This window comes from Cystobacter fuscus (assembly GCF_044360685.1).
GTDB lineage: Bacteria > Myxococcota > Myxococcia > Myxococcales > Myxococcaceae > Cystobacter > Cystobacter fuscus_C.
The window spans coordinates 4,798,872-4,824,719 of sequence record NZ_CP043491.1 but is presented as its reverse complement, the minus strand read 5'-3'; the positions used below and the strand labels follow the sequence as shown (position 1 = coordinate 4,824,719).

Here is a 25,848-nt window from a genome sequence, read left to right as displayed (position 1 = left end):
TGCGGATGGGGTGGCTCCTGCCACGAACGTCCTCGCCTCGCTACGGGATGGAGAACCCGGAGCATACGACGGGGTGTCACGCGGCGTGGCGATGGTACTGAGGAGGGCGGGCTGGCGTCCCAGCGCCCGTGTCTCGCGCTGTTCCAGCCCAGGGACATCGATTTCGAGGGTGAGCGCCAGGTCGATCTTCCCGATGCGGGTTGTTCCCCCTAGAGACACCGCGGGGCCCGGAATCAGAAAAGCCGATCCGCATGGGGCCGCCTGGAAGAAAGCGCATCGCGGTCTTTCATCGAAATGCCGTTGGCGTGTTTTTGCACCGGACCCTTTCCACCGAGGAGCACTGGTGCTTCGACGACTCATACTGGCAGCCACTCTCTGCCTCGCGGGGGGCGCGTTGGCCAAGCCTCCCGCGGGAGGCGTGTTCTGCTCGACCTACCCTTCGGCGCCCGCGTGCACGGGACAGCAGCCGTCCTGCAACTACTGTCACATCGCGCCGCCCCAACGGAACGTCTTCGGCGCCGGGCTGGAGCCCCACCTGGCTCCCGGCGCGGCACGCCCGTTGTCCGACACGGACTTCGCCTTCGCGCTCCCCACGGCGCTCAAGGCCGTCGAGATGGAGGACGCCGACGGTGACGGGGTGTCCAACCTCGTGGAGATCCAGCGCGGCACCCTCCCGGCGGATGCCACCAGCGTGCCCGTGGACACCGGCCGCTGCCAGGAGGGGGACACCAATCCCCGCTACGACGTGTGCCGCTACGACGCGCGCTTCGCGTACAAGCGCCTGCTGCTCGACGTGTGCGGCGTGCCACCCACCTACGCGCAGCTCAAGGAGTTCAATGCGTTGGGCCATGATGGCCAACTCGCCCGGCTGGATGCCGAACTGGACCGGTGCACCCAGAGCGAGTTCTGGCGCGGCAAGAACGGGCAGCTCTGGAAGCTGGCCCACCCGAAGATCCGCCCGGTGGGCACGTTCAAGGCGGGCCCGGAGGACACGGGGAGCAATCCCCTCGCCGACTATTATGACGACTACGCGCTCTACGCCTACACGCAGCTCGATGACCACGACGCGCGCGAGGTGATGACGGCGAAGTACTACGTGCGCCGGGAGAGCAACCCCACCCGCTACACGGCGGTGCCGTCACTGCCCACGCAAGTCCTGGAGGAGCAGTACCGCGCGGGCAACATCAACTCCCATTGGAGCATCCTCTACTTCGTGATGTTCAGCGCGATGCCGCGCAACGCCGCGTCCCAGGCCTATCGGGCCTACCTGGGCCTCGACATCGCCAGGCAGGAGGGCCTCTTCAGCATTCCCGGCGAGCCCCGTGACTACGACCACGCGGGCGTGACCGCTCCCGCCTGCGCGGCCTGCCACGCCACGCTCGACCCACTGACCTACCCCTTCCGCAACTTCCAGGGCATCTACATCTACGCGCCTCGCAACACCTGGGGCAGCTACGTGCCCAACCGCCTCGAGAACCAGTTCTCCTATGTCTCTCCGATCATCGGACAGACACCGGAGACGGGCTACCTCTTCGGCCAGAAGGTGAACAACGTCGCCGAGTGGGCGCAGGTCGGCGCCAACAGCGATGCCTTCGCCATCGCCGCCGTCACCGACTACTGGAAGCTGCTCGTCGGCCACCCTCCCACCCCCGAGGAGAACACCGAGTTCGTCTCCACCTGGAAGCGCTTCAAGGGCACGCATGAGTACCGCGTGCAGCGCATGCTTCATGACCTGATCCGCACGGAGGCCTACGGTGCGCCCTGATTTCCTTCGCGTGTTGTTGCTGTCCTCCGCCTGTGTCCTCTCCGCGTGCCCCGCTCCTGCTCCCGCTCCCTCGGAACCGGATGCCGGGACGCCGCCCGCCGATGCCGGCACGGGTTCCTCCGGTGACGTGACCCCCTCCTCGCGCAACAGCCTGCGCATCATGAATCCGGAGCAGCTCACGGCCCATTTCTCCGCGGCGCTGTCCCTGCCGCCGGAGCAGGTGTGCAACGAGCTGGGCAGGTACGCCTGCACCACGAACGTGCACAACGTGGTCCTCAACGGCGTCGATCCGTATGTCGTCGGCCTCTTCGAACCCCTGAAGACCACGGGCGCGACGACTCCCAACGTCATCGACCGCGTGGCGCTGGCGGCCTGCGCCCGGCGCGTCTCGCTCGACGTCACCACCCCTGGGGAGGCGGTCCTCTTCAAGGGCCTCGAGCTCGACGCGCAGGGGCGCCTGGCCCACCGGGAGGGCGCGCCAGTGCGTGACGCCATCACCTCGCTCTACCAGCGCACCCTGTTGCGAGACCCCTCGGAGACCGAGGTGGACACCCTGTCGCAACTGGCCACCCAGATCGAGGCCTCGGGCAGCCAGACGCCGGGCCGCGACTGGATGACCATGGCCTGCTTCGCCGTCCTCTCCTCCGCCGAATCCATCTTCTTCTAAGGGAACGTCATGTCACTGCGTAACAATGGACGGCTCTCGCGCCGGGAAATCTTGAAGGCGTTGTCGATGTGCGCGGCGGGCTCCGCGATGGGGCCCCTGCTGACGGGCTGCCGGGACGGACTCAATACCCCGGCGGCACTCGAGCAACTCGGGGGCATGCGCCAGGCACGCCTGGATGGCAAGCCCCGCTTCCTCATCGTCGTGGGCGCCGTGGGAGGCGCCTCCATCGTCGACAGCATGCTGGCGGTGCGCGCCTCGGAGACGACGGCGGCAGGCGGCGACGCCAAGAAGCTCAACACCTTCGCCGACGCGCAGGTGCAGAACGTGGACGGCTCTCCGTTCCGCGCCGTGAAGGTGGAAGCCGGTGTCCTGGGCAGCATCCCCATGGAGTTGAAGACGGACCAGTTGCCCTTCGTGAAGAAGTACAAGGACTCCATGCTGGTGGCCACCTCGACGGGCACGTCGGTGAACCACGTCATCGCGCAGAAGCGGAGCCTCACCGGCAGCAGCGCCTGGCGCGGCCGCACGTTGCAGGAGTGTGTGGCCCTCCAGTACGGCGCGGGTTTCCCCCTTCCCAACGTGAACATGGGCAATCAGGGCTTCTCCGAGCGCGGCTCCGACAACTCCCTGCCGGCCTACTGCTACGGCGAGGTGGTGACCAAACCCTCGTTCTGGCCCCTGGGCCTGGATGGCATGAAGGGCATCAAGGACCTGCCTTCCCGCGACGTGGTGAACCTGACCCGGGTCGTGCGCAACTCGCTCGACTCCCAGTCGGTCTTCGGCAAGACCTTCGACGACGCGGCGGCGCTCGAGCTGTGGAACGAGCAGCGCACCTCGGGGCAGTCCGCGCTGGAGATGCAGGAGCTGATCGGCCGCCTCAACATGATGCCCGACAATCCGGAGACGCCGCTTTCGGAGTACGGCCTGTCGAGCTCCCCCGACGCGGAGCGGCTGCGCGCGGTGTTCCCGAACTACTTGACGGATCCCGTGGAGGGGCAGGCGGCACTGGCCTTCCTGCTGATCAAGAACCGGGTATCGGTGACGGTGACCCTGGGTCCTACGTTCAACATCGCCATGGGTTCCTCGAATCAGTTCACCAACCCGCCGCTGGCCTTCGACTTCAGCCACAACGAACACCGCTCGGTCCAGGCCTTCATGTGGTCGCGCCTGATGGAGACGATCGACAAGCTCATCGAGTTGCTCAAGTCGGAGCCCTTCGACTCGAGCGGCGAGAGCCTGTGGGACCGCTCGTTGATCTACATGGCGACGGAGTTCGGGCGCACGCGCACACGGCAGGAGGGGGCCACGCGGTTCGGCACCGGGCATGACCTCAACAACGGGTTCATGATTCTCTCACCAAGAGTCCGGGGCAACACGGTGCTGGGAGGCGTGGATCCGAAGACCACGCTGACCTACGGCTTCGACCCGCGCACCGGCGCGCCGCAGCCCGGCAAGATGGATGCGAACGAGGCGGACATCTTCTCGGGCATCCTCACCGCGATGGGCGTCGATACCTCGGGCAGCGGCCTGCCCGACGCGAGCGCCTTCCTGCGCACCTGAGCCGCGGGAGTTGGCCCCCTCTGGCGCACGCCATTGGGGGCTATGCCCTGCTCGAGAAAACTCAAACCTCGACGAAATCGGTGCCGGTGATGCCGTCTTCGTCCATGGCCAACTTGACGCGCTCGGAGACGATGAGGACCACTGTCCAGCCCCAAGGACGGAAGATGTTGGCGTCCCCTACTCTCGCCGGATCCACCTTCAGCCCTCGAACGTTCTTGTAGTGCCCCACCCTGTCCGGCTCACCGTCCTCGGGCCCCCAATAGAACACCTCGTCGCACCGGGCATCGTCGATGCACCGAATGATTTGCAGGACGTTGAGGATAAAGAAGGGCTCCGACTGACCTTCTATTTCAACTGGGATGAATTGCACTTCCCGCTGAAGACCCAGACGCTCGAAGAGCGCGACCACCCGGCGGTGGACGATGGGAATCCCAAAGGCATGAGAGAACTCGAGTGCAGTTCCAGCCGGCATCAAGCGCATACGAATTGGATGCTCAATGGTCAGGAACCTTCCCTCGCTGAAGCGCCAGACATCGAACATCTCTCCCTGACCCGCCTCATCGGTGCGAGGCATCCTCAAGTACCATCGCCCTGGAATATACTTGTCGTCATCAATTCTGTAATACCTCATCTGCGCTGCCATTGTGTCCTCAAGGCGGGCAAGACCAGACACGGTCAGACCACATGAGCGGAGGTCTCCCTGTATCCAGCACCGGGCTTGAGGAAACTCAAACCTCGACGAAATCGGTGCCGGTGATGCCTTCTTCGTCCATGGCCACTTTGACGTACTCGGAGACGATGAGGATTCCATCCCAACCCCAGGGGCGGAAAATGTTGGCACTCCCTATCTTCACCGGGTCCACCTTCAGCCCTCGCACGTTCTTGTACTGGCCCACCCTTTCTGGTTGGCCATCTTCGGGCTGCCAGTAGAACACCTCTTCACACCGTGCGTCATCGATGCACCTGATTATCTGTAACGCATTGAGGATGAAATAGGGCCCTGCATGCCCCTCCACCTCGACCGGAATGAACTGGACTTCATCCAGAAGATCCAGACGCTCGAAGAGCGAGACGACCCGGCGGTGGACGATGGGAATCCCTAGAGCATGAGAGAACTCAAGTGCAACACCCGCCGGCTCCACGGATATTCGGATCGGATGCTCGATGTTCAGGCGCCTTCCATCGTTGAACCGCCAGACGTCGAACATCTCTCCCCGGCCCTCCTCATCGGTGAGAGGCATCTGCAGGTACCATCGCCCGGGAATATACTTGTCGTCGTCTATCTCATAATACTTTATCAGCGCTGTCATGGCGTTCTCGTCGCAAGCTTGTTGAAAGTAGAGCCGGGCGTACATACCTCCCCCGCTATCGCATCGAGCGTTCTCACGAGAATGGCTCGACATGAAACCTGAGTCCTACATCCCCTGAGCGCATTCCTGAGTCGCTTGAAGATTTCGTTGTGGTACTCCTTGGGATGGGGCCCTTTGTGGTCTCGCAGGTAGACGATGTTCGCTGGGTCATCGAGGCTCATCCCCGCCTGTCTGAAGAGTCCCTCGAACACAGGTGTCCAGGGGCCACCATTGATCTCGGACTTGTCGTTCTTGTTGGTGCACAGATGGTGGGCATGGTTGTCGTCCTTCTTCGATTCGGCACAGGCGCCTGTCGTCCGTGCCGAGGACACCGCCGAGGCCGCAGCGGAGGCCGTCGTGTTCGCCGATACGCCCATGAACACCACGGTCCCGCTCGCCACGCTCACCTGCGCACGGGCCCCCGTCCCCACCGAGAAACCGCTCCGTCCACCCGCGAAGGCGAATCGCGGAGGTGACAGCCTCCCCCATAGACCACCCCGGGGCACCTCCGGCAGTCCCCTGGCCAGCTTCGCCCCCGCCACCGTCACCAGCACGCGCAGCCCCACTCCCCCCAGTGCCTTGCCGAAGCGCTCGGCCACCGCCTCCAGTTGCGCCTGCGTCCTCGCCGCTTCCGCCTCCCGGTACAGCGTCAGGCACGCCATCCCCACGTTGTAGAGCTCCGTCGCCGTGTACGTCATCAGCAGCCCCAGCGTCACCGCCGCCGCGAATGCCTTGGAGAACAGGGGCTCCGGCGCCGCCCACGCCACCATGTAGAGCATCATCGACATTCCCACCGAGAACGCCACCGCCGGAGAGCTGAACATCTCCACTGCGGCCTCTCGTATCCCCTCCCCCATGTAGCGCGGGGAGAGCTTCAGGGCCTGGAACCATCTGGCGCTCTCCAGCGACGGTGGCAGCGGCAGCAGGGCCGTTCCATACAGCGCCTCGTCCTCTTCGCGTACACGCCTCTCCAGGTCCGACGACCAGGCCTTGGGCACCGACCCGACCACCATCCCCGCCGACAGCGCGCCCAGAGTGGCCGCCCCCGGCGAACGCGGCTCGGGCCTCGCCACCTTGAATCCCCCCTCCAGCGCCGCCACCACCGCCCGCGCCTCCTCCAGCGAAAACAGCGCCAGCGCCGGATTGGGCCTGAGCGGCTCGAAGGTGAGCTTCAACCCCTCCCCTGGCTCACCTCGATAGGGGCTCACCCGCACGGGTTCCAATACGGGCAGCCGCGCTTCGACTTCGGACGAAGCCGCTTGGACCGCGAGCGGCACCAGCAGCAGACAGAGGACGGGGATGATGCGCGAGTGCATGACACGCGATTGTGCTTCCCCGGCGCGGTGGGGAGACCAGGCCCGGCCAGACCACATGAGCGGAGGACTCCCCGCCCCCACCAGGCACTTGCTCCGACCATGACCTGTCGTGTCACCTCTCCTCGAGAACATGGCCCTCCGTCCGAGGTTACTTCCGCCGTCACCTCGTAGTATGAGGCCGCGTCCTCGTTGTCGGACGGGTGCGGAGGTTCAAGGGTGTCCACGAACCATGGAGAGGTGATTGTCTCCCCGGACGAATTGGAGCCGGGGACGCAGGTGGGCCGCTGGCGAGTGGTGGAGCGATTGGGCGTGGGAGGCCAGGGCGCTGTCTACCGCGTGGAGGACATAGACCACCCTGGCCACTTCCATGCGCTCAAGCTCGCGCTACATGCGTGCACCAGGCGGGCCGAGCGCGAGGTGGCACTGATGATGAGCCGGGCAGCCCATCCCCACGTGGTGGGTTTCCACGGCTGCGTGCGCTGGCCCCACCCTCGCGAGGGTGCCCTGGGCTTCGTCATGGACTGGGTGCCCGGCCTGGCCCTGGACGTATGGGCGGAGACGGACGGCACCACCTTCCGGCAACTCGCCACCGCGGGCGCCTCGGTGGCGCATACCCTGGGCGAGTTACATGCCCGGGGAGTCCTGCACCGCGACCTCAAGCCCGAGCACATCGTGGTGCGCGAGTCGGATGACCAACCCGTGCTGCTCGACTTCGGCGTGGGCTGGTACGAAGGCGCGGCCCCACTCACCACGGGCCCCCTTCCCCCAGCCACCCTGTACCTGCTCAGCCCCGAGGCGGTGCGCTTCCTGTGGCACAGCCCCGAGCGTCCCGGCGCACACTACGCCTTCCAACCCACCGATGACCTGTACTCCCTGGGCGTGTGCCTGTACCGGGCCACCACCGGGCACTACCCCTTCTCCGAGTGGCTGCCGGCCGACGTGTTGCAGTCCGCCATCGTCCACGTGCGGCCGCTGGCGCCCGTCCTCGTCAATCCCCGGGTGCCGCGGGCCTTGAGTGACGTGATCGTCCGGCTGCTGGCGAAGAACCCCTCGGAGCGCTACCCGAGTGGCGCGGCGCTCCACGCGGCGCTGAGCGCGGCGGCGTCCAGTCGGGAGACAGCGTGGGACGCGAGCATCTTCGAATGGGAAGAATTGCCACCGGTGCAGGAGGGAGGAACACCCGAGCGGCACATCCTGCGGCCCCCGAGGCCCAGGCCCGTCTTGACCTCTCGGCCGCCCGTTCCCTTGCCTATGGCTCGACGGAGGCGCTGGCCCAGGAGGCTCGCCCTCGTCGCATCGGTGCTGCTGACCCTGGTGTCCGTGACGCACGTTCCACTCGAGGCGCCAGGCCTCCGTGTTCCAGACGAGCAGTGGGCCACGGACGGCCGGAGAGACCCGGCTCCCGTCCAGTATGAACAGGCGCCGTTACCGGTGAGAAATCAGAAGCAGGCCCCCTGCACAAAAGAGCTTGAAGTGGAGCTGTCCGGCGCGTGCTGGCTTTCACTCGTCAAGCGACGACCTCCGAACTGCCCACCCCAGACGGTCGCGTACAAAGACGAGTGCCTCTGGCCGGTGCCGAAACCCCATCCTGTTCCGACCAGCATGGATGGCGGTGGACCGAAAGCTCAGTGAACCAACCAACAGGCAAAGCAACACCCGAGGAGTTCGAGGCATTCTTGCGCCAGCTCTACAGCCGACCCGAGATGCGCGCGAGGTTTCCCAATGACCTCTGACCCTTCCTCCCAGAACATGCGTTTCTTCGTCCTGGAGAAGCTGCGCGAAGGCCATCACGACACTGAATTCAACAGGCTCAGTTCGAACCTCGGCCCCGCAATGCGCTGTCCTCGATGTGGCGACACCATCGGAGGGCTGAACTGGCTCCCTCCCTACCAAGGCGAACTGGAACTCCACGGCAAGGACTTTGGAGATCTCCTCAAGGGTCCTTGTGGTGGACTGCTGATCACCGAGCGCTTCGCTAAAGACTTCAAGGCAGAGGGGTTGACGGGTCTCAGCGGCTTCCATCCCGTCGAGGTGATGCGGGTACGCCGCAACCACCGTGGCCCCAAGTCGGGTCCACCGCCAAGTTATCTTTTCGTCACCCCGTCCTATGGACATCCGGCTCTGGACATGGAGCGCAGCCGCATCCGAAGCAAAAAAATCATGACATGCACCTGGTGCCGCTACATCGGAGCTGACGCCATTGACGGACTCACTTTGGAGGCCGGAACCTGGAACGGTGAGGATGTGTTCCGGCCACGTGGCCTCTGGGGAGTTCTCATCGTATCTGAACGGTTCATGCGTCTTGTCGAGAGATATTTCACAAGTCACATAACCCTGGTGCCTCTCGAAAAGTACGTCTGGGACCCTCTGGGTCTTTACCATCCCCGACCTCTCCAACTGGAACCGCCGAGCAAGAGCTAACACGGCGGCAGCGATGTCTCAGCGGAAGGAATCGACTATCCACATGGCCGCACCGGAGTTGGTAAGTAGTGCCACCCCCGGAGGAGAGTCTGGACGCTTCTTCAAGCCGCCTCGGTCATCCCGCGCCACCCCACAGATGGCAATGGGCTCTCCATCCGGGGGACGCGCTTCGTAGTAGCGGATGACGACATTGGGTCCGCTCGTCCAGACTCGGCCATACAGGCGCGTCATCGAAGGCAGCGTGCCGAGCCGCTCGGTCGTGTAACTCTCGATGGGCCCGTCCGTGAGCGAGATAGGACTCTGATCGACCTGGTTGGCGTCGATCTCCATGAAGGCGGCCTCGCCAGGGCGCAGCCGCAGGATCTTCATCGTTTCCAGCGCCTTCTCCGAGCACTCCTGTGGGCCAGGACTCCCGTCGGGGCGCAGGGACACCCCCGAAGCCGAGCAGGCCAGACCCGAGGACGACAGCAGGACAAGAAGCCGGAGGCGCTTTGTTTTCGTCGAGAGCATGATGGGGCTCTTCTATCGTAAGCGTTCATCCCCGCGCAGCAGGCGCGGAGCCGCGTGTCGAAGCTCAGCGCCGATGCCGGGGTGCTGGCTCCATGTAGACGCAAACCTGTCGAAGTCCCCCATCCCTGAAGATTTCGAGCACGAGCTGGTCCCTGCCCTTGTTCGAGAAGAGCGAGTCCGCATCCGTGACGATGGCGATGCGCCCGGTCTTTCCTGGGGAGATGACGGCCGACGACATGCGGAGGGCAAAAGGCTTCTCCTCCGAAGTCAACAAGCTGGTGAGGCTCGCTTCCTGAAGCGCCCAGGGCTTCTGCTCATCCAGGTTCTGGAGCGTGAAGACGACAGCGACCCGCTTCAACTCATCGTCATCGAAGATGACGACTTCTGCCTTGATACCGTTCTCATTGAGGCGCCACTTCCTCCACAGCTTGAACGGGGTTAGTTCCACACGGTTGGCCGCCAGAAGAGCCGCCAGCGCGTGGTTCACCGAGGTCTCCTCCTCGTTGTAGCGCCGGACCTTGGCATGCAGTGACCTGTTCTCCTCCTGCATCTCCTCCAGCCTGGATCGGATGGCGGCTGGAGACTCCGGCTCGGCGAAGACATCGACCTGACCGTCCCCCCCATGCTCCCCAGCCCTCACGGTGAAGGGGAGCGAGGTCCCATCCATGAACGTCACCAGCAGCATGAAGCGGTCGTCTGGGTCCAACTTCTGGACGGGAATGAGGACCACGGACTTCCCGCCGACCAGCAGTGGCTCGAAGCGGGCCTCCCACCCCAGGAGCTTCGTCTGCCCCGGATCACAGGGGCGCTCGAACCGGAGCGTGGTCACGTTCCCCGCGGCGACGAACACCTCCGTCACTTCATCCCTGGGGCTCATCGGGAGGTAGACACTCCGCTGCCGGACAAGAACATCCTGAGCCGCGCCGACCTGGGACAACAGGGCCAGAAGGCAGGAGATCGCGTACAGGAATCCGCAGAAGGATCGTCTCATGGAGCGCCTCCTTACCTTGGAAGTCGCTCCCGCGTCTACCTTGGAGGTCAACCGAGTATGCTGTGATGTACAGGCCGCCACAATGCCCTGTATTTCCCGCCACTGCGCGGACCCTAGAAGTTCGCAGATGAAGAGGCACAGAGGAACTCGGCTTCCAGCAGATAACAACTCGAGCCAGGAGGCGCTCTCTTCTCGGGTCGTAAGCTGACCCGTGCCGTCGGCTCTGCCCCTCCTGCCTTTAGCGAACGTGCGTTTGGTCCGCGTGGGCCCCAGGAAGCAAAATCTGGCCACAGGAACTCGTCCATGTAGGGACTTGAGGTGACTAAGAGCGCCTAACAAAAACAAGGGTTGGACCCTCCAGCAACAGAGGCCGCACCCCTCAATCCGGATTTCTGTTATGCTCTCTAAATCCGGACACTTCGAGTCCACGGGGCAGTCCCGCCTGTCGCCCGGGAGCTCCTTCAGTCTTGGAGGTATTTTGGAGACGGAAACAGGGGGCATGGGCCACCGCGTGGTCATTGTGGGCAATCCCCCAGTGAAGCCCGCCTGGAAAATGAGCGGGGATGTCGCTCACTACTGCCTGGGATTCGGGATGATTGGACGCAGCAGGCGAGACTTGAACTCTTCAGAAGCAACGCAAGACCAGGGCGGACAATCAAATTGGTCCTGAATCAGCCCCGGTAGAACCAAGCGGCCTGCCTCGTCCAGCGTCTTGTCGGCCTCCATCAATCCCAGAGCAACGAGTCCCTGCCCCTTGAGCGCTGACGCGAGCACGTCGGCTGCTTGGAGAAGCGGTTCATCCCGCGAGTTTCGCAAAACGAGATCGTCCACGAACCCTATTCCACCTCGCAGTGTTCGACCGTCCTCGATGGTTCCGAAGTGTGCAGGCCCGAGGCGTTTAAAGAACACGAACGTGGCAGCGAAACTCCGTGCGAATTCGGAGGTTTCGTCATGCACGATGATGCCCCTTCTCCCACTCTTCTCGAAGAGGAAGTCCACTGTGCGGATCATATGCGCGAACGACGGGTAACTCAGGCTACCTGATACGTTTCGCGGAATCGGCTCCAAACCGAGGTCGCGAACAGACTCTTCCGCCGTGTGTCGTTCACCGGCCACGATCTCGTCCAATGCTTCCCCGACGCACCCGGCGAAGCTCCAGGCGAGCTTCTCCAGGCCAGCAATTCGAAGTGCTGCTTCGAAGGCACTCGCGATCTTTCCCAGGGATTCTCGGGTTGGTGAGCGGAACGCCGCGATAAACTTCTCGAAGTAGCTTAGCGGCAAGCACGCTAGAAGTTTGTCGGCCACCGCGTTTCGCTGAAGGTTTGCACCGGCTGGGAGCCAGTCAGCACGCGGGTTGTGCATCGGATCGAGGAACGTCTCGACCACTCTGAGCGCAGCACAGAACCGCTTCTCCCAGATGCTAAAAATGGGCAATGCGAACGAGCGAGCCTCTTCCAGCAACCGCAACATCTGTCGGCGGCCCTTGGTCGTCGTCAGCATCCTCCCGCCCTTGAGCTCGGGCATCCCCATTGCTTCGCGGACCGTCTCAACTGCCCTCGCGAAGCCGACCAAGTTCGGCTCGCGTACTAGCCACCCCGCGAGGACATGAATGGGCTGTTGCGGGTCCAGGTAATTGGCCCCGGTGTTCCCAGATTCATCGAGGAAAGCGGTGAGAGAGGGCGTCATTTTTCTGGTGGCATCCTAGTGACGGGTCCCGCGATACAGGGAACGACAAGTGGGTGAGGAAAATGAAGGGCCTATAGTAACCAGCAGCCATCAGGAGGTCAGCGGGGAGCAGGTCATCCACAGGCTCAACCCGACTCCCCTCTGCCCACTCCCTCACTTTCGCTGTTGGTACCCACAGTCTGCGCACCGGTACCGTGCACTCCTTGCTGCGTGCAGTGCGTTTTTCCCATAGTTCTTGCGTTCCGACCCATTGGTCCGCGTGGAAAGCTGTCGAGCGACAATCCGCTCGCGCTCCTCAAGATAGGGCTCTGCCACTCTCTTGCGAGCCGACGGAAGATTTGTGGGGCCCTGGGTCTCGTAGAGGTAGCGCAGCGCCGTCTTGAGGCAGCCCTGCACCGCGGATGGTGCGGCATCAACACGCTCCTGGATGAACGACGAGTTGTCGAATCTCTCAGAAGGAATCACGAACTCGTCTGATACTTCGATTCGATGCTCCACTGATCCCATCCTGGTGCAATGCCGGACTTCCAGCAGTTGGAACACTCTGAGCCTCGCTATGGCCAACCAGGGAACGACGCGGTTCCGCGCGAGCGCCCCACCCCGCTCCCAGGCGCCGATCGCCATCTTCCCCGCCGCGGAGCCGTCCACTCACCACAAGGGCTTCGACCTCGTCGAAGTCGGCGGCGAGATCGTGGTGGAAGGCGTGTTGGATTACCTCTTCCACCTGATCTTCTGAATTGCCTGCTCAGATTGAAAGGTATTACCGCGCAATCAACATGCTCAACCGCCCGGCTTGTCCCGCTTGCTTCCCCTCCGCCTGTCAGTCGCGGCGCGTTCCGTGCGCGGTCGACTGCGCTTGCTGGGTGGTGCCGGGCGGGCTGCTTCTGGCGGCCCCGCCTCATTCTTGGCGGGGTCTAGAGCCCAAGTGCCCTCCTCCCAGCGCTTCAGCGCTTGAGAGGAAGCAAATGCCACCAACCCCTCACCTTTCGCTGCCTCCTCTAAAATCGCCTTGGCCTCCGCTGTCCGGTAACGCAGAAGAAATGCCGCCGCCGTGGTCCTCACATCCATGTTGGAATGCGCAAATAGAGCCGCGAGCGCATCCCGCCCGGCATCCCCATGCGCGCACAGCCTATCGAACGCAGCCAAGCACCGATCCGCATGCTTATTCCCGGTCTTGGCGTCTCCGCGCCAAATCGCCGCAGTCTGCGCTTCCACATTCCGCGCGAAGTCCTCAACCAACTTTTCAAGACTCGTCAAGGCCAAATTCCATTCCGGATGTTTCTAATAGTCAGCAAACCAAACTCGCGCTGTGCTTCATAGGATTGAGTGCTGAGCTACTGCCGTACCGTTAGAGTTCGTGAACCAGTAACCCGGAGATACTTTGAAGAGTAGAAAGCACTCATGCGGGTATGGAGAGCCTTGTCCAATGCGGTGACGTTCTCCGTATTGTGTAGGGCCTCGCCCCCGAACCGTTTCACGTTGCCCGGTGTCTGTTCCACGATGTGATGCCATTCCCTGCCTTTCCCCGCTGGCCCTATTGCCGACTTGAAACCACTGTACGAGCCCCATGCCCTGTGTCCATTGGGGAGAAGTTTACCCCGACTCGGGGCAGGACTCCCAGCGCCAACGCCCCGGGCCGCCATCGCCACGGCATGAGGCGCCAACACCATGCGGATCGTACCCTCGGGTACAGAGACAATAAGTCGCTCGGCTCCGGTCGCCGCATCCAGCAAGCTCAAGCCAGTACTCGCCGCGGCTCTCTCCGACGCTTGCGCGAACCCAGGGAGTTTTGGCGCCTTGGAAGCGAGGCCCGCCGCTTCACCTATGGCCGCGGTCCCCACGATAACGAGGATGCGCACACTGTTGGGTCCGATGACGCGCCCGAAACGCTCACCAATCTCGCGCAACTCCGCGAAGGTCGAAGCCCGGGGCGCATCTTCGTGAAGCTGCGCATAGGCCCTCAGCAAATCGAAAAATTCATAACCGAGATAACCCCACAAGGCGGCGCTAAACACCAGGGCAACGCCCTTGGTCACCGGATCTGGCACCGGCGCCACCAGCAGCGCCATATAAACCGTGATGCTAAGGCTAAGCATCGCAAGTATCTGCCCAGGGTTGAGCATGGCCCGCACTTCCGCATTTACTCCTTCCAGGGCAGGACCTACAGCCAAGGCAAGCGCGAGACGGCGTTTGTCGTCATTCTGGAAATGGGGCCCATCCTCGAACAGAGTCAGGCAGTCCCCCGGAGTGCCGCACCGCTCGCAGTGTCGCCCATAGGACCGAACCAAGTCCGATTGCCACGCTTCGCCACTTGAGGACGCAGCAGCCAACGCCAGCCTGCGGCCGACATACAGCAAGGGGCGTGGCGTGGCCGCCAGCCGCAATGGTGTATCGAGCCAAAGTCTTGTCATGGCCACCGAAAACTCGGCGTCACTCACCTGCACCGGCGCGAAATCCGTGGGCAACCTGGTGAAGAAGGCCTCTCCCGGTTCCGCTTCGTTCGATTCCGACTCCAAGGTCCCCGCTTCGGGTGAGTCGTGCGGCACGGGTGAAAGGTAACGGGAAGCCGTCAACCCCGTGCCCATGGGGTGCCCTGTAACGCACGCGGAAACCAGCATCAACGCCGCCAGGGCCAGCGCTCCCACGCGTAACCGCCGTGTACCCACAGGGTGAGCATCAATAAAGTGCCTAGACATTGCCGCACCCTCCGGCGAGCCACCCGGGTTGGAAGGCCAAACCCCTTGATTAGAGGGAGCGGCTCACAGCCAGGTCAAGCCGCCGGGTCTGGTCAGGTGCAGACAACCCATCGGATAAGTCATGAAGGCAAGGCCTGGAACCACGCCTTGGGAAGAGGAATCCGGACTAGAGTGCGCCCCATCGGAGGTCACGATGAAATGTCCGGAGTGCAAGCAGCCCATGCTCGAGCGCGCCTTCGAGGGCCGCAACGGCACGCGCGTCACCATCGATGTCTGCCAGGAGTGCGGCGGGCTGTGGTTCGACACCCACGAGAGCCTGCGGCTCTCCCCCACGGGCACCCTCCAGCTCTTCCGCGCCGTGTACGGCCAGCGGGGCTCCTACCACCCGAGGCGCTCGGGCACCCTGTCCTGTCCGCGCGGTGACGAGAAGCTGGCGCTCGTCCACGACATGGCGCACGGCCACCGCTTCCAGTACTCGCGCTGCCCCCAGCAACACGGCCACTTCATCACCTTCTTCCAGTTCCTCCGGGAGAAGGGTCTCGCCCGTGAGCTCACCCCCAAGGAGCAAGCGGAGCTGCGCAAGCACGTGGACACCCTGCTGTGTTCCGATTGCGGCGAGCCCGTGCGTCTGGCCAACATGACCGCCTGCGCGCGCTGCCGCGCCCCCTTGAGCCTCCTCGACCCGGATTGTGTGGAAACGACCCTCCGCGAGGCCCAGAAGCCGGGCGACTCGCGCCGGGACGTGGCCCCCGAGGTCGCCGCGCGGCTCCTCATGGCGAACCAGGGAGCGACGCGGTTCCGCCCCAGCTCCCCTCCCCGCCCCCAGGCCACGGCCCCGCTCGTCGTCGTCCCCGCCGCGGAGCCGTCGAACAAGAGCGAGACCTTCGATCTCATCGTGTCCGGCGGCGAGCTCCTGATGGATGCCCTGGAGCTGCTGGACCTGATCTTCTGAGCCGTCCGCTCAGAAGGTGTACTTCACCCGCGGGAAGACGGCGAAGGTCGGGATGTTGGGCCCGATGAGGTAGCGCGCCATCACGTCCGCGCCCACGGAGAAGTGGTCCAGGGGCGTCGCGTACTCCACCCCAATCCCCACGCCCGCGTTGGGCACCGTCTGCGGCGCCGCCGGATCCCCCGTGCCCGTGGGCGCCAGATCCAACCGCGACAGCCCCGCCGCCAGCTTCGGCACCAGGTAGAAGCGCGTGGCCAGCGGCACCAGGTAGCCCGCCGTCACGTCGGCGAACACCACCGAGAAGTTGTCACTCCGGGCGCAGACGTTCGTCCCCGGCAGGTAGCTGGCGAAGCAGTTCGCCGCCGATGCCCCCAGGCCGAAGTGCAGCCCCAGCGACACGCGGTCCGAGAGGTCATACCCCACGCCCAGTTGCAGGTACGTCTGCGCGTTGGAGTAGCGGTTGAGCCCTCCCACCGTGAAGAACACCCCGATATCGGCCTCGGTGAAGAAGCCCCGGCGCACCTCGAGCGGTACTCCCTCGGGGGCGGTGGCCGACAGGGCGGCGGTGGGCAGCAGCGCGAGCACGGCGGTCAACAACGGCGTCTTCATCTCCACGAACCCTCTCGTAAAAACTCGCCCCCCTCCCAGGCCGGGAGAGGGGCGTGTATCAGCGCTTCAGATTGGCAGGGACTACTCGCCCGCGGGCGAGAACAGCCAGGGATACGTCACCGCCACGACACCGCCCCCCTTGGGCTCGGGGAACTTCCAGCGGCGGATGCGCGAGAGCATGCAGGCCTCGGCCGTGGAGTTGTTCAGCGTCGTCTCCGTCACGTTCGCCTCGGCCACCCCACCCGCCGGATCAATCGTGAAGGCCACCGCCACCTTGCCCGCCAGGCTCGGATTCTTGTTCAGCTCCGTCTCGTAGCAGTATTTGATCTCGTTCTGGTGGCTGCGGATGATCTTCGCGATGACGTCCTTGTCCAGACCGCCAATCACCGTGGTCTTCCCGGGGACGATCTTCGTCACCGTCTTGCCACGGCCGGACAGGTCGATACCGCCACCGCCCATGCCCCGGCCGTTGCCCTTGGTGCCCAGGCCGCCCATGCCGAGCCCCGTGCCACCACCGCCCGTGCCCTGGCCGCGCGAGCCCAGTCCGCCCACGCCCTGCGCGTCACCCATGCCCGCGCCACTCTTGAGGCCACCCAGCGCGGTGTTGATGCCCGTGCCCAGGCCGCCCGGGCCGAACACGTCCGAGGCGCCGCCCTTGAGGCCCTTCATCGCGCCGAGCAGACCCACCTGGGCGATCGTCTTGCGGTCCTGCTCCTTCTTGTTCTTGTTGACGATGGGCGTGCCCGCCTTGGACGGATCCGCCTCGGCCTTCTTCGCCTCCTCCTTGCCGAACTTGCCCTCCTCGTCCTTGGCCTTGGCCCCCTCGTCCGCGCTCTTCTTGTCGAAGCGCTTCATGTCGATGGGCTTGCTCGGCTTGACGAGGAACTTGGCCACCCGCTGCTGCGCCTGGAACACGTCATCCGCGTTGGGCGCGTCCGAGCGGGGCGTCAGCAGCATCGCCGCCACCACGGCCGCGGCCGCCAGCAGGCTGACGCTGAGGATCTTGAACCAGGTGTAGTCCGCCGGCTTCAGGTCGTTCACCGGAAGCGCCGGCGAGGGCTTCACGAAGCGCACCACGAAGGTGAGCGTGCCGAGCGACACCTCGGCGCGCTCGTGCAGCCCCAGCGTGTACTGGTGCTCCCCGTCCGTCGCCTTGAGCCGCCCCTGCGAGCGCAGCATGTCCTTGGTGCGCACGTCCCCGTTGTCGGTGACGATGACGCCCGCGCCCGCCGGCACGCGCAGCTCGAACTGCTCGCCCGTGGCCCGCGCCAGCACGTGCCGCGCGCCCACCTCGGGCTCGTACACGTGGAAGAAGTTCTTCTTGCCCTCGCCGATGGTGACCGGCACCCCGTCCCGGAAGTGCTCCACCGCCAGCATCTGATCTCCCCAGAGCTGACGCACCTGGAGCACCTTGGCGTCCTTCGTCGGCAGCGCCTCGGGCGGCAGCGGCTCCTGCAGATACGCCGCGGCCTGGGTCCTCGGCTTGCGCGCCACGGCGGCCACGGGCGCCGGCGCGACCGACGGAATCCCCGTGCGGCTGCGCATCCCCGGCGGCACCGCCCGGGGCGCCTGCTCCGGAGCCCTGACGGGAGCCCTCGGCGCTGGCGCGATCACCCGCGAGGCCGGCAGCAGCACCGAGCCCTGCATGGAGCCGCTGTTGACCTGCGCGCCCGCGTGCGACTCGTCCCCGAAGAAGACCTCCACCTGCGAGCCGCCCACCAGCAGCACGTCGCCCGGAGCGAGCGTCTTCGGGCCGATCACCCGCTGGCCGCCCACCTGCGTGCCCGCCTCGCTGCCCAGATCGATCGCCGTCACCGAGCCGCGCTCCACCTTCAACATCACGTGGAGGTTCGAGACCCGTGGATCCAGGATCTTCACCGCCGCCTGCGCGCCCGAGCCGACGATGACGCTCTCGGCGTCCGAAACGGCCTCGTGCACGGAGCCGTCCGGACCGGTGATTCGCAGCACCAACCCATTCATCTTCCCCACCATCCCCGCCTCCTCCCTTCCGTCCCGCGTTCCTACCCGCCCCTAGAGGTTGTCGACCGACTTCTGCAGCTCCGGATTGAAGTTGTCCCGGACCCGGATGAGACTTTGAAAGTCTGTTTTCTTCCGGTTGAGCACGTACGAGCCCTCCGGCTTGGTGAGCTCGCCCTCCACCGCCATGTCGGTGAAGTCGATGGTCGTCTTCTTGCGCACGACCACCTTGTCCTCTTCCTGGATGACCTTGACCTGGGTCTGCGATTCACCCTGGGCCAGCACGGGGGCCGCCCACATCGCGACCACCAGTACCGCCGCCGTCCATCGTCTCATCTCGGTTCTCCTCGTCCCTGCCGCTTGGACCGCACGGGGTGGATGAAGCTCCTCCCCCGTGCTCTTGCATGACCTGCACCAACCGTGAGGCACTGGAAGTCCGCGAAACTCCAAGCGCGGTTCCCAGCGCCTTCCTCACGAAGCCCACCAGGAGGAAAAAATTTCCTCCGGGCGGGGTGCAGCTTATTCGGCCTTCGGCGCCTCGGCTGGAGGCTCGGAGCCCTCGGCCTGCCCGGCGGGAGCGGCCTCCTGCGCGGGGGTGCCCTCCGGGGCGGCCTGCTCGGCCTGCTCTCCAGACGAGCCACCCTGCAGCGCGCCGCTGCCGCCCACGGCGGTGGGCGACGAGGCCCCGTCCTCGGCCGGAGCCGCGGGCGCGCCGCTCTTGCGCATGGCGGCGATGCCCTGGAGCTTCGCGGCGATCAGCTGCTTGTCCTGCGCGCTCGTGGTCGCCGCCGCCTGGCAGCGCTGGAGGAAGCCCTCGGCCTTGTCCCAGCCAGAGCGCTCCACCGCGTAGGCCCAGCCCGCGCCGCACACGGCCTCGGGCGAGTCGGCGCGCAGCGCGAGCACCTTCTCGAAGGCCTCGCCCGCCTGGAGGCCCTTCTTCGCGTCCCGGCCCTTCTGTCCGTCCAGCGCGTAGGCGTAGGACAGCCAGGCCTCGTGCGACTGGGGCTCCAGCTCCACGGCCTTGGAGAAGGAGCGCTCGGCGCCCGCGTAGTCGCGCCAGGCGAGCGCCAGGGCGCCCAGGTTCACGTAGCCCGGGGCGAAGCGCTCGTCGAGCGACACCGCCTTCTGGAACTGGGCGAGCGCGCGGGGCCGGTCCTCGAGCTTGAGGTAGACCATGCCGAGGTTGTTGGAGATGCCGGGGTCCTTCTCGGCGAGCTTGCGCGCGTTGACGAGCACCGTCTCGGCGAGCCGGTAGCGGCCCTGCTCGTAGTAGACGAGCGCGAGGTTCTTGTAGGCCTCGGCGTCGTTGGGGTGACGGGAGAGGACACGGCGCGAGGTGGCCTCGGCCTGGGGCAGCTTGCCCGCGAGCCGGTAGGCGACCGAGAGGTTGTTGAGCAGCGAGGGCTCCGTGTCGCGCCCCGGCGTCTTCAACCCGGCCTCATAGAGGGAGATGGCCTCGGCGTACTTGCCCTGCATGCGGTAGAGGCGGCCCAGGTTGAGCAGCGTGGGCACGTGGCCCGCGTCGAGGAAGCGCACCTTCTCGTAGGCGGCCTGGGCGTCGGCGAGCCGGCCCTGGCGCTCGGCGATGACGCCCAGGTTGTACTGGGCGTTGAGGCTCTGCGGGGCGCGGTGGAGCACCTCCTGGAAGCCCTCCTCGGCGCGGGCGTAGTCCCCCGCGTCGAAGGCGGCCACGGCCTCGGCGAAGCGCTCACGGGCCTTGGCGGCCGGCGTGTCCGCGGGGGCCGGAGCCGGCGCGGGCGGCGCCTCGATCTGAACGGGCACCGGGGCCTCGGCGGTGGCCACCGGCGTGGACTTCACCGACGAGGTGGTGGCGCACGCGGCGGTGAAGGCCAGCGTGGTGGCGGCCAGACCGCGGCCGAGCGACAGGAGCGTCCTGCCCATGGAGTGGAGTGGATGCATGGTGGTCACCTTCACGGCTGGACCTCTCGCGAAGCAGTGGACGGCTTGGGCGTCTCCTCGGCCCGGGGGGTTTCTCCCTCCTTGGGCTCGTCGGCGACGCCGGATTCCTTGGCCACGTCGGCGGTGGCGAAGAACTCGCTGCCGCGGAAGGGCACCTGGCGCACCTGGGCATAGGTGCCCGGATGGTAGCGGTTGACCTGCTCCTGGGCCGCGAGCGTCCACTCGTTGTACAGGGACAACTCGTAGGCCTTGCCCAGCGCCTTGTCGAGGGCCTCGCTCGCCTTGTCCTCCAGGGGCAGCGCGAGGTTCTCCAGCTCGCCGCGGTACATGGCGAGCTGCTCCTCGTCGAGCCCCGGCGGGTTGGGCGACTCCTGGATGTTGCGCGCGAAGTCCGCGTAGGCCATGCCGATGCGGGTGAGCGCCGCGATGCCCCACTCGCCCGAGCCGCTGGAGAGCACGTCGATGTAGGACTTCTCCAGCTTCTGGATGGCGCGCTGCTTGGCGACCAGGTCCGCGCGCACGGTGGACACGCGCTTGAAGCGGATGGCCACGTACTGGTTCCAGTCGTCCTCCACGGCGATGAAGCGTGCGTGGCCGTAGGCGTCGATGATCTCCGGCTTCTGCTTGTCCTCGGGGCTCAGGCGGTTCCAGAGGTAGACGAGATCCTTCTGCAGGCGCTCGGCGTTGGAGGCGTCCTTGAGCTTGCGGTAGCCGGTGAACTGCTTGTAGCGCGCGAGGTAGACCTGCGAGGCGGAGGTGCGCGAGTCGCGGCCATACGTCTCGACGAAGGAGGTGAAGGCGCGCACGGCGTCGCCCCACTTGCCGTCCTTCTCGTGCACCAGGCCCACGTTGTAGGCGATGCGCGGCACGTCCGGCAGATCCTTGAAGCGCGAGAGGTAGGTGCGGTAGGCGGTGAGCGCCTTGTCGGACTCGCCGAGGCTCTCCCACCACAGGCCCGCGTTGAAGAGCGCGTCGGACACCCACTTGCTGGCCTCGGCGATGAGCGCGCGGCGCTCCTCTTCCCGCGAGCCCGCCGTCTCGTCGGAGGGGGCATCGGCCGGGGGCGGCGCGGCGGCGGCGGTGGGCGTCTTCTTGCCCTTGTTCTTGCGCGCGGCGGCGCGGGCCTCGGCGCGGGCGGCGGCCTGCTTCGCCTTGGCGTCGGAGATGTCACCGCTGGCGGCGTCATAGGCGGCCACGAACGAGGAGTACATGGCGGCGGCCTTGGCGAAGTCGGCCGTCTTCTCGTAGAGGTGCGCGAGCGTGTAGCGCACCTTGGGCTCGAAGATGCTGCGCGGGTAGTCGGCGAGCACGCGCTCGCCGGCGCTCACGCCCCGGTCGATCTGCCCGGCCTCCTGGAAGAAGACCATGGCGGAGGTGAGCGCCCGGTCCGCGTTGCCCGAGCGCGGGAACTCCTTCACGTAGTCCAGGAAGAGGCTGGCCGCCTTCTCCGGGTTCTTCTCCTTCTGGTAGACGACCTCGTGGATCCACTTGTACTGCGCGCCCTCGGCGACGCGGGCCACGCGCGCGGCGAACTCGGGATTGGGCTTGATGAGCTTGTCGTTGGCGAGGAACAGCCGCGCCTGCTTGCTCAGCTCCGCCCATTCCCCGCGCGACTCGAGGATGAACATGGTGAGGTCGGCCGCGTCACGGCTGCGGCGCTCGGCGGGGAACTTCTGGATGATGTCGCCGAAGCGGCGCGCCGCGTCCACGTAGTGGTGGCGATCGTAGACGGTGAGGGCCGCCTGGTAGCGCAGATCAATCTCGTCCGGGTTGTCCGGGAAGAGGCGGTTGTACGTGTCGCACGCGGCGACGAGCTTCTCCTCGAAGCGCGTGAGGGGCTCCTCGGCCTGGTTCGTGTCCTTCTTGGTGATGCGGCCCTTCTTCTCCACCTGGCCCTTGGACTTGTTCTCGTCGACCTTCTGGCCGTCCTTGAGGTCGCTCTGGGCGAGCTGGCCGCGCTCGATCTTCACGAGCTTGTCGTAGGCCATGACGGCGGCGAACGAGGCGCTCTTGCGGTAGCTCTCGTTGGAGACCTCGCGCGCGGAGTCCCGGTCGGGCACCTGGAAGTTGGCCACGAGGTCGTACTGGGTGGCGGCGGCCTCCCACTCCTCGAGCGCCCAGAGGATCTCCGCGTAGAAGAAGCGCATGTTGAACGCGGAGTCGGAGAGGAACTCGGGATCCTCGCTGGAGGCGAAGGTGTCCACGTATTCCTTGTAGATGTCGCGGGCGAGCCGGTACGTCTCCACCTGGCGCGTCTTCTGCGCCTCCTGGTGGTAGTCCGTCACCATCACGCGCATGGCCTCCTCGGTGACGCTGAAGGCGTTGCGCAGCACGGGCGTGTTGCCCTCGTTGGCCTTCCACCAGTCGCCGCCGGGCCGGTAGGAAGCCACCATGTGCTTCATCTCCGCGCGCACCTTGTCGCGCTGGCGCAGCCCCTCGTAGGCGCGGACGATCGCCTGCTGGTACTCGGGAGCACCGGCGCCCATGGGCCGGTCCTGGATGAGGACGCGGTAGGTCTCGATGGCGCTGTCGTACAGACCCACGTCCATGAGCTGCGCGGCCATCTTGGAGATGAGCCGCTCCTGGCGCTTCTCCGGGGCCTTCTGCTTGAAGAAGGCGATGCCCTCCTTCGCCTTGTCGAGCTTCACGTAGAAGACGATGAGATCGTTGAGCGCCTCGGTGCGCAGATCGCCCAGCTCCTCGCCGCGAGCGCTCGCGAAGTCGACGACCTCGTGCATGCGGGCGAGGCCCTCGTCGTAGCCGCCGGCGTTGTAGTCACACCAGGCGAGTTTGTAGACGGCGTAGGCGTAGATCTTCGGCACCTTGGAGGCGAGCGCCTTCTCGTAGTAGCTGCGCGCCTCCTTGAGCTTGTTGTTGTCGAAGAAGTGGTTGCCGAGCTGGATGTACGTGTCCGGCACGAACTGGGACTGGGGGTACTTCTCCACCAGCTCCAGGTAGTTCTTCACCGCCTCGTCGCGCTGGTTGAGCTCCTGCTGGTTGTAGCCCAGGTAGAAGAGCGCCTCGTCGCGCTGCGGCCACTCCGGGTAGTCGCGCAAGAGCGCCTTGTAGATGCGCATCGTCTCGGCGCGGTAGCGCTCGCTCTCGGCGTGCTCCTGCTTGGGCTGTTCGATCTGCTCGCCCCGGGCGATGGCCGCGTCATAGGCCTTCTCCGCGGCGAGGAAGCGGTTCATCTCCAGCTGGTAGAGGTACTTGGACTTCTCCCAGTACAGCTCGCCCATGCGGTAGAGCATGTCCGCCTTGCGGTGGGAGCCCTCCTGCAACTTGGGGATGAGGCGCTTGAAGCCCTCCAGGGCCTCGTCGCGCTTGGCATCGGCCAGGGCGTCCTTCTTCTCGTCCGCGATGCGCGGAGCGCTGGCCATGGCCGCCGGGCTCATGCGCGCGGGGCCCACCCGCGTGGGCACGTCCTCCTCGGCCGCGATGGCCGTCTGGGGCCGGGTCTCCGCGGAGGCGCGGCCCGCCGCGTCCTTCTTGTTGGAGGAGGGCTTGACGGCCCCTGCCTTGCGGGAGGCCTGCTTGCGCGGGTTCGCCTTGGACTTGGAGGCAGTGCCCTTGCGCGATTCCACCGTCTGGGAGGACTTGGAGGAAGACTGGGCGGCCTCCCCTGTTCCGCCCGCGGTCAGCGCCACACCCATCGCCAGCGCACCGAAACGAAGGACCGACTTCATGCGAGCTCCTGTGGTGGGGCCAGGAAATAGAGGGCACCTTGGCGGCCCCGGGGGCTCCGATCTCCGGAGTTGCCCTTGTCCGCCCCCATCGCCTCCGTCACCACCCACCGAAAGGTACGGGCCAAAGTAGAAACGGGGAGTTGGAATGAGAAGTGCTCTACCCACGGAGATCCGCACGCTTCCCAACACCGTGAAAAAACACCGAGGGGCGGCGCCCCGCGATCATCCGCGTGGGCCCGCCCCTCGTGTGTGATTCCAGACGTTGTGCGCGCGCTACTGGGGCTTGGCCGGGCAGCCACGCTTGAGCGTGTACTGGTAGTAGCCGATCTCGTCGCGCCAGAACTCGCCCTCGAACTTCCAGTAGTTCCACGCGGCGCCCGGCATCTTCGGCCGGTAGATGGATTGGGTCTTGAGCACTGCCTTCTGATCCACACCGGCGAGCAGCAAGTCCTTCTCGTCCAGGGCCGTCTGCACGCGGATGATCTCCGCCTGATCCGCGAAGGTGCGCAGGTTCTGGGCGGCCTCGAGCAGGCGGCTGTGGGCGAAGCGGCCGCCGATCTGCGTGAGCGTGGCGCGCACCTCCTCCAGGCCGGACACCGCCTCCTGGACAAGCCCCGTGCCCCGCCAGGCCGCCCGCTCGCTGATCCGCCGGCGCTCGGCGTCCACCTGGGCCACCATCCGCATCACGTCCTGGATGCGCTCGTTGCCGTTAATCCACAGGTAGACGGGCCCGGGCAGCCGCCGGTTCTCCGCCGACACCAGGTTGTAGGCGCTGAGCGGATCCTCGTCCCGGGTGAAGGGCTCGAGCTGCTTCGCCATGGGCTCGTAGAGGGCCTCGTAGGCGGCGAGCGTGGTCTTCACCTCGTCGAACAAACAGCTGTAGTAGTAGACGGTGGCCTTGAGGATCCACGACTCGGGCTGGAAGGCCCCCTCGAACTGGGGGGCGTGCAGCGCCTGGAGGCTGCCGAGCGCGCCGCCGAAGTCCTCGTCCTGGAAGCGGGCGAAGCCGTTCTCGAACAGGGCCTGATCCCAGAAGCGGCCGTAGCGCGGCACGGCCTCGTAGGCGGCGATGGCCTGGGGGTACTCGTGCCGGCCGTAGTGCAGGCGGCCGAGCCCCAGCAGGGCCAGCTGCTTCACCTCGTCGCGGCCGAGCTGGTTGGCCTTGGCGTCGCGCGCGGCCTGGAAGGCGGCGACGGCGGCGGCGTCCAGCGTCTGCGCCTCACCGGGGCGGCCGGGGAACTTGGGATCCGCGAGCACCACGCCCAGCAGGTAGCGCGAGCGGGCGTACACGCGGCTGTCCGCGGGCACGGCCTCCAGGAGGGCACGGGCCTCCTCGAGCCGGCCGCGGCGGTGGTGGATGGTGCCGAGCTGGTAGTTCACCCGGGCGAGCACCTCGCGGGGCAGCTTCGTCCAGGTGTCGCGCGCCTCCGGGGTGTAGGCCTTGTCGAGCAGGTTGGGCACGAGGTTCTGCTCGTTGAGCCGCTCCTGCATGTCCACGAGCCCCTCGAGGGCCTGGAGATAGGCGGGGTGCTTGGGCCCGGCGGCGACGATGCGCGCGTAGGCGACGAGCGCGCTGACGGGCAGGTCCTCGCTGGCGAAGGTCTGGGCGAGCGACAGCTCGGCGCGGCCGCGCTCGTCGGCGTTGGTGGAGCGCGTGGCCTGCTCCTGGAAGCGCAGCGCCGCGTCCTGCGCGGAGGCGGCCAGAGGAGCGAGGAGCAGCCAGGAAGAGAGAAACAGGCGTTTCAT

20 protein-coding genes are annotated in these 25,848 nt (G+C 65.8%); 7 read left to right on the top strand and 13 right to left on the bottom strand.

Annotated elements, in window-relative coordinates; all coding sequences use genetic code 11:
• Positions 1 to 418: 418 nt before the first annotated feature.
• Genes F0U63_RS19850 through F0U63_RS19840 form a run of 3 tightly spaced genes read left to right on the top strand, consistent with a single transcriptional unit; the run spans position 419 to position 3,992 of the window.
• Positions 419 to 1,765: a hypothetical protein gene (locus F0U63_RS19850; protein WP_395848389.1), complete on the top strand. Its 1,347-nt coding sequence runs from the start codon at positions 419 to 421 to the stop codon at positions 1,763 to 1,765.
• Positions 1,755 to 2,432, top strand: coding sequence for a hypothetical protein (locus tag F0U63_RS19845; RefSeq protein ID WP_395847498.1), 678 nt, complete (start codon positions 1,755 to 1,757; stop codon positions 2,430 to 2,432). The genes F0U63_RS19850 and F0U63_RS19845 overlap by 11 nt, the downstream gene beginning before the upstream one ends.
• Positions 2,433 to 2,441: 9 nt before the next feature.
• Positions 2,442 to 3,992, top strand: coding sequence for a hypothetical protein (locus tag F0U63_RS19840; protein ID WP_395847497.1), 1,551 nt, complete (start codon positions 2,442 to 2,444; stop codon positions 3,990 to 3,992).
• 61 nt (positions 3,993 to 4,053) lie between these two features.
• Here F0U63_RS19840 and F0U63_RS19835 read toward each other — a convergent pair whose 3' ends face one another.
• The 3 genes from F0U63_RS19835 to F0U63_RS19825 form a co-directional block, all read right to left on the bottom strand.
• Positions 4,054 to 4,566: an imm11 family protein gene (locus tag F0U63_RS19835; protein WP_395847496.1), complete on the bottom strand. Its 513-nt coding sequence runs from the start codon at positions 4,564 to 4,566 to the stop codon at positions 4,054 to 4,056.
• Between the two features lie 154 nt (positions 4,567 to 4,720).
• Positions 4,721 to 5,302: an imm11 family protein gene (locus F0U63_RS19830; RefSeq protein ID WP_395847495.1), complete on the bottom strand. Its 582-nt coding sequence runs from the start codon at positions 5,300 to 5,302 to the stop codon at positions 4,721 to 4,723.
• Positions 5,299 to 6,657: an AHH domain-containing protein gene (locus F0U63_RS19825; RefSeq protein WP_395847494.1), complete on the bottom strand. Its 1,359-nt coding sequence runs from the start codon at positions 6,655 to 6,657 to the stop codon at positions 5,299 to 5,301. Before F0U63_RS19825 ends, F0U63_RS19830 begins: the two co-directional genes overlap by 4 nt.
• Positions 6,658 to 6,873: 216 nt before the next feature.
• On the opposite strand from F0U63_RS19825, the gene F0U63_RS19820 reads away from it, so the two are divergent.
• Positions 6,874 to 8,289 carry a serine/threonine protein kinase gene (locus F0U63_RS19820; RefSeq protein ID WP_395847493.1) on the top strand — a complete coding sequence of 472 codons (1,416 nt, stop codon included), beginning with the start codon at positions 6,874 to 6,876 and terminating at the stop codon, positions 8,287 to 8,289.
• 117 nt (positions 8,290 to 8,406) lie between these two features.
• Entirely contained in the window at positions 8,407 to 9,078 is a 672-nt protein-coding gene (locus tag F0U63_RS19815) for a hypothetical protein (protein ID WP_395847492.1), read from the top strand.
• 18 nt (positions 9,079 to 9,096) lie between these two features.
• Here F0U63_RS19815 and F0U63_RS19810 read toward each other — a convergent pair whose 3' ends face one another.
• The 3 genes from F0U63_RS19810 to F0U63_RS19800 form a co-directional block, all read right to left on the bottom strand.
• Positions 9,097 to 9,588 carry a serine/threonine protein kinase gene (locus F0U63_RS19810; RefSeq protein WP_395847491.1) on the bottom strand — a complete coding sequence of 164 codons (492 nt, stop codon included), beginning with the start codon at positions 9,586 to 9,588 and terminating at the stop codon, positions 9,097 to 9,099.
• Positions 9,589 to 9,652: 64 nt separating this feature from the next.
• Positions 9,653 to 10,579, bottom strand: a complete 927-nt coding sequence (locus tag F0U63_RS19805) for a DUF2381 family protein (RefSeq protein WP_395847490.1) — start codon at positions 10,577 to 10,579, stop codon at positions 9,653 to 9,655.
• A 573-nt stretch (positions 10,580 to 11,152) separates the two neighbouring features.
• Complete coding sequence (locus F0U63_RS19800) at positions 11,153 to 12,265, bottom strand: DUF3800 domain-containing protein (RefSeq protein ID WP_395847489.1); 1,113 nt, start codon at positions 12,263 to 12,265, stop codon at positions 11,153 to 11,155.
• Positions 12,266 to 12,821: 556 nt separating this feature from the next.
• Here F0U63_RS19800 and F0U63_RS19795 point away from each other — a divergent pair.
• A complete protein-coding gene (locus F0U63_RS19795) occupies positions 12,822 to 13,001 on the top strand; it encodes a hypothetical protein (protein WP_395847488.1) in 180 nt (59 codons plus the stop codon).
• A 598-nt stretch (positions 13,002 to 13,599) separates the two neighbouring features.
• Here the strand turns inward: F0U63_RS19795 and F0U63_RS19790 are convergent.
• Positions 13,600 to 14,850: a hypothetical protein gene (locus tag F0U63_RS19790; protein WP_395847487.1), complete on the bottom strand. Its 1,251-nt coding sequence runs from the start codon at positions 14,848 to 14,850 to the stop codon at positions 13,600 to 13,602.
• 304 nt (positions 14,851 to 15,154) lie between these two features.
• On the opposite strand from F0U63_RS19790, the gene F0U63_RS19785 reads away from it, so the two are divergent.
• Entirely contained in the window at positions 15,155 to 15,913 is a 759-nt protein-coding gene (locus F0U63_RS19785; RefSeq protein ID WP_395847486.1) for a zf-TFIIB domain-containing protein, read from the top strand.
• 9 nt (positions 15,914 to 15,922) lie between these two features.
• On the opposite strand, the gene cglE is transcribed toward F0U63_RS19785, so the two are convergent.
• The 6 genes from cglE to F0U63_RS19755 all read right to left on the bottom strand — a co-directional run bounded on the left by cglE (position 15,923) and on the right by F0U63_RS19755 (position 25,848).
• Positions 15,923 to 16,519: an adventurous gliding motility protein CglE gene (gene cglE, locus F0U63_RS19780; RefSeq protein WP_395848388.1), complete on the bottom strand. Its 597-nt coding sequence runs from the start codon at positions 16,517 to 16,519 to the stop codon at positions 15,923 to 15,925.
• Between the two features lie 81 nt (positions 16,520 to 16,600).
• Positions 16,601 to 18,511 (bottom strand): AgmX/PglI C-terminal domain-containing protein, encoded by a 1,911-nt coding sequence (locus F0U63_RS19775; RefSeq protein WP_395847485.1) that lies wholly within the window; start codon positions 18,509 to 18,511, stop codon positions 16,601 to 16,603.
• 39 nt (positions 18,512 to 18,550) lie between these two features.
• A complete protein-coding gene (locus tag F0U63_RS19770) occupies positions 18,551 to 18,832 on the bottom strand; it encodes a hypothetical protein (RefSeq protein ID WP_002627483.1) in 282 nt (93 codons plus the stop codon).
• Between the two features lie 183 nt (positions 18,833 to 19,015).
• Entirely contained in the window at positions 19,016 to 20,416 is a 1,401-nt protein-coding gene (locus F0U63_RS19765) for a tetratricopeptide repeat protein (protein ID WP_395847484.1), read from the bottom strand.
• Between the two features lie 11 nt (positions 20,417 to 20,427).
• Positions 20,428 to 24,102 (bottom strand): tetratricopeptide repeat protein, encoded by a 3,675-nt coding sequence (locus F0U63_RS19760; RefSeq protein WP_395847483.1) that lies wholly within the window; start codon positions 24,100 to 24,102, stop codon positions 20,428 to 20,430.
• Positions 24,103 to 24,375: 273 nt separating this feature from the next.
• A complete protein-coding gene (locus tag F0U63_RS19755) occupies positions 24,376 to 25,848 on the bottom strand; it encodes a tetratricopeptide repeat protein (RefSeq protein WP_395847482.1) in 1,473 nt (490 codons plus the stop codon).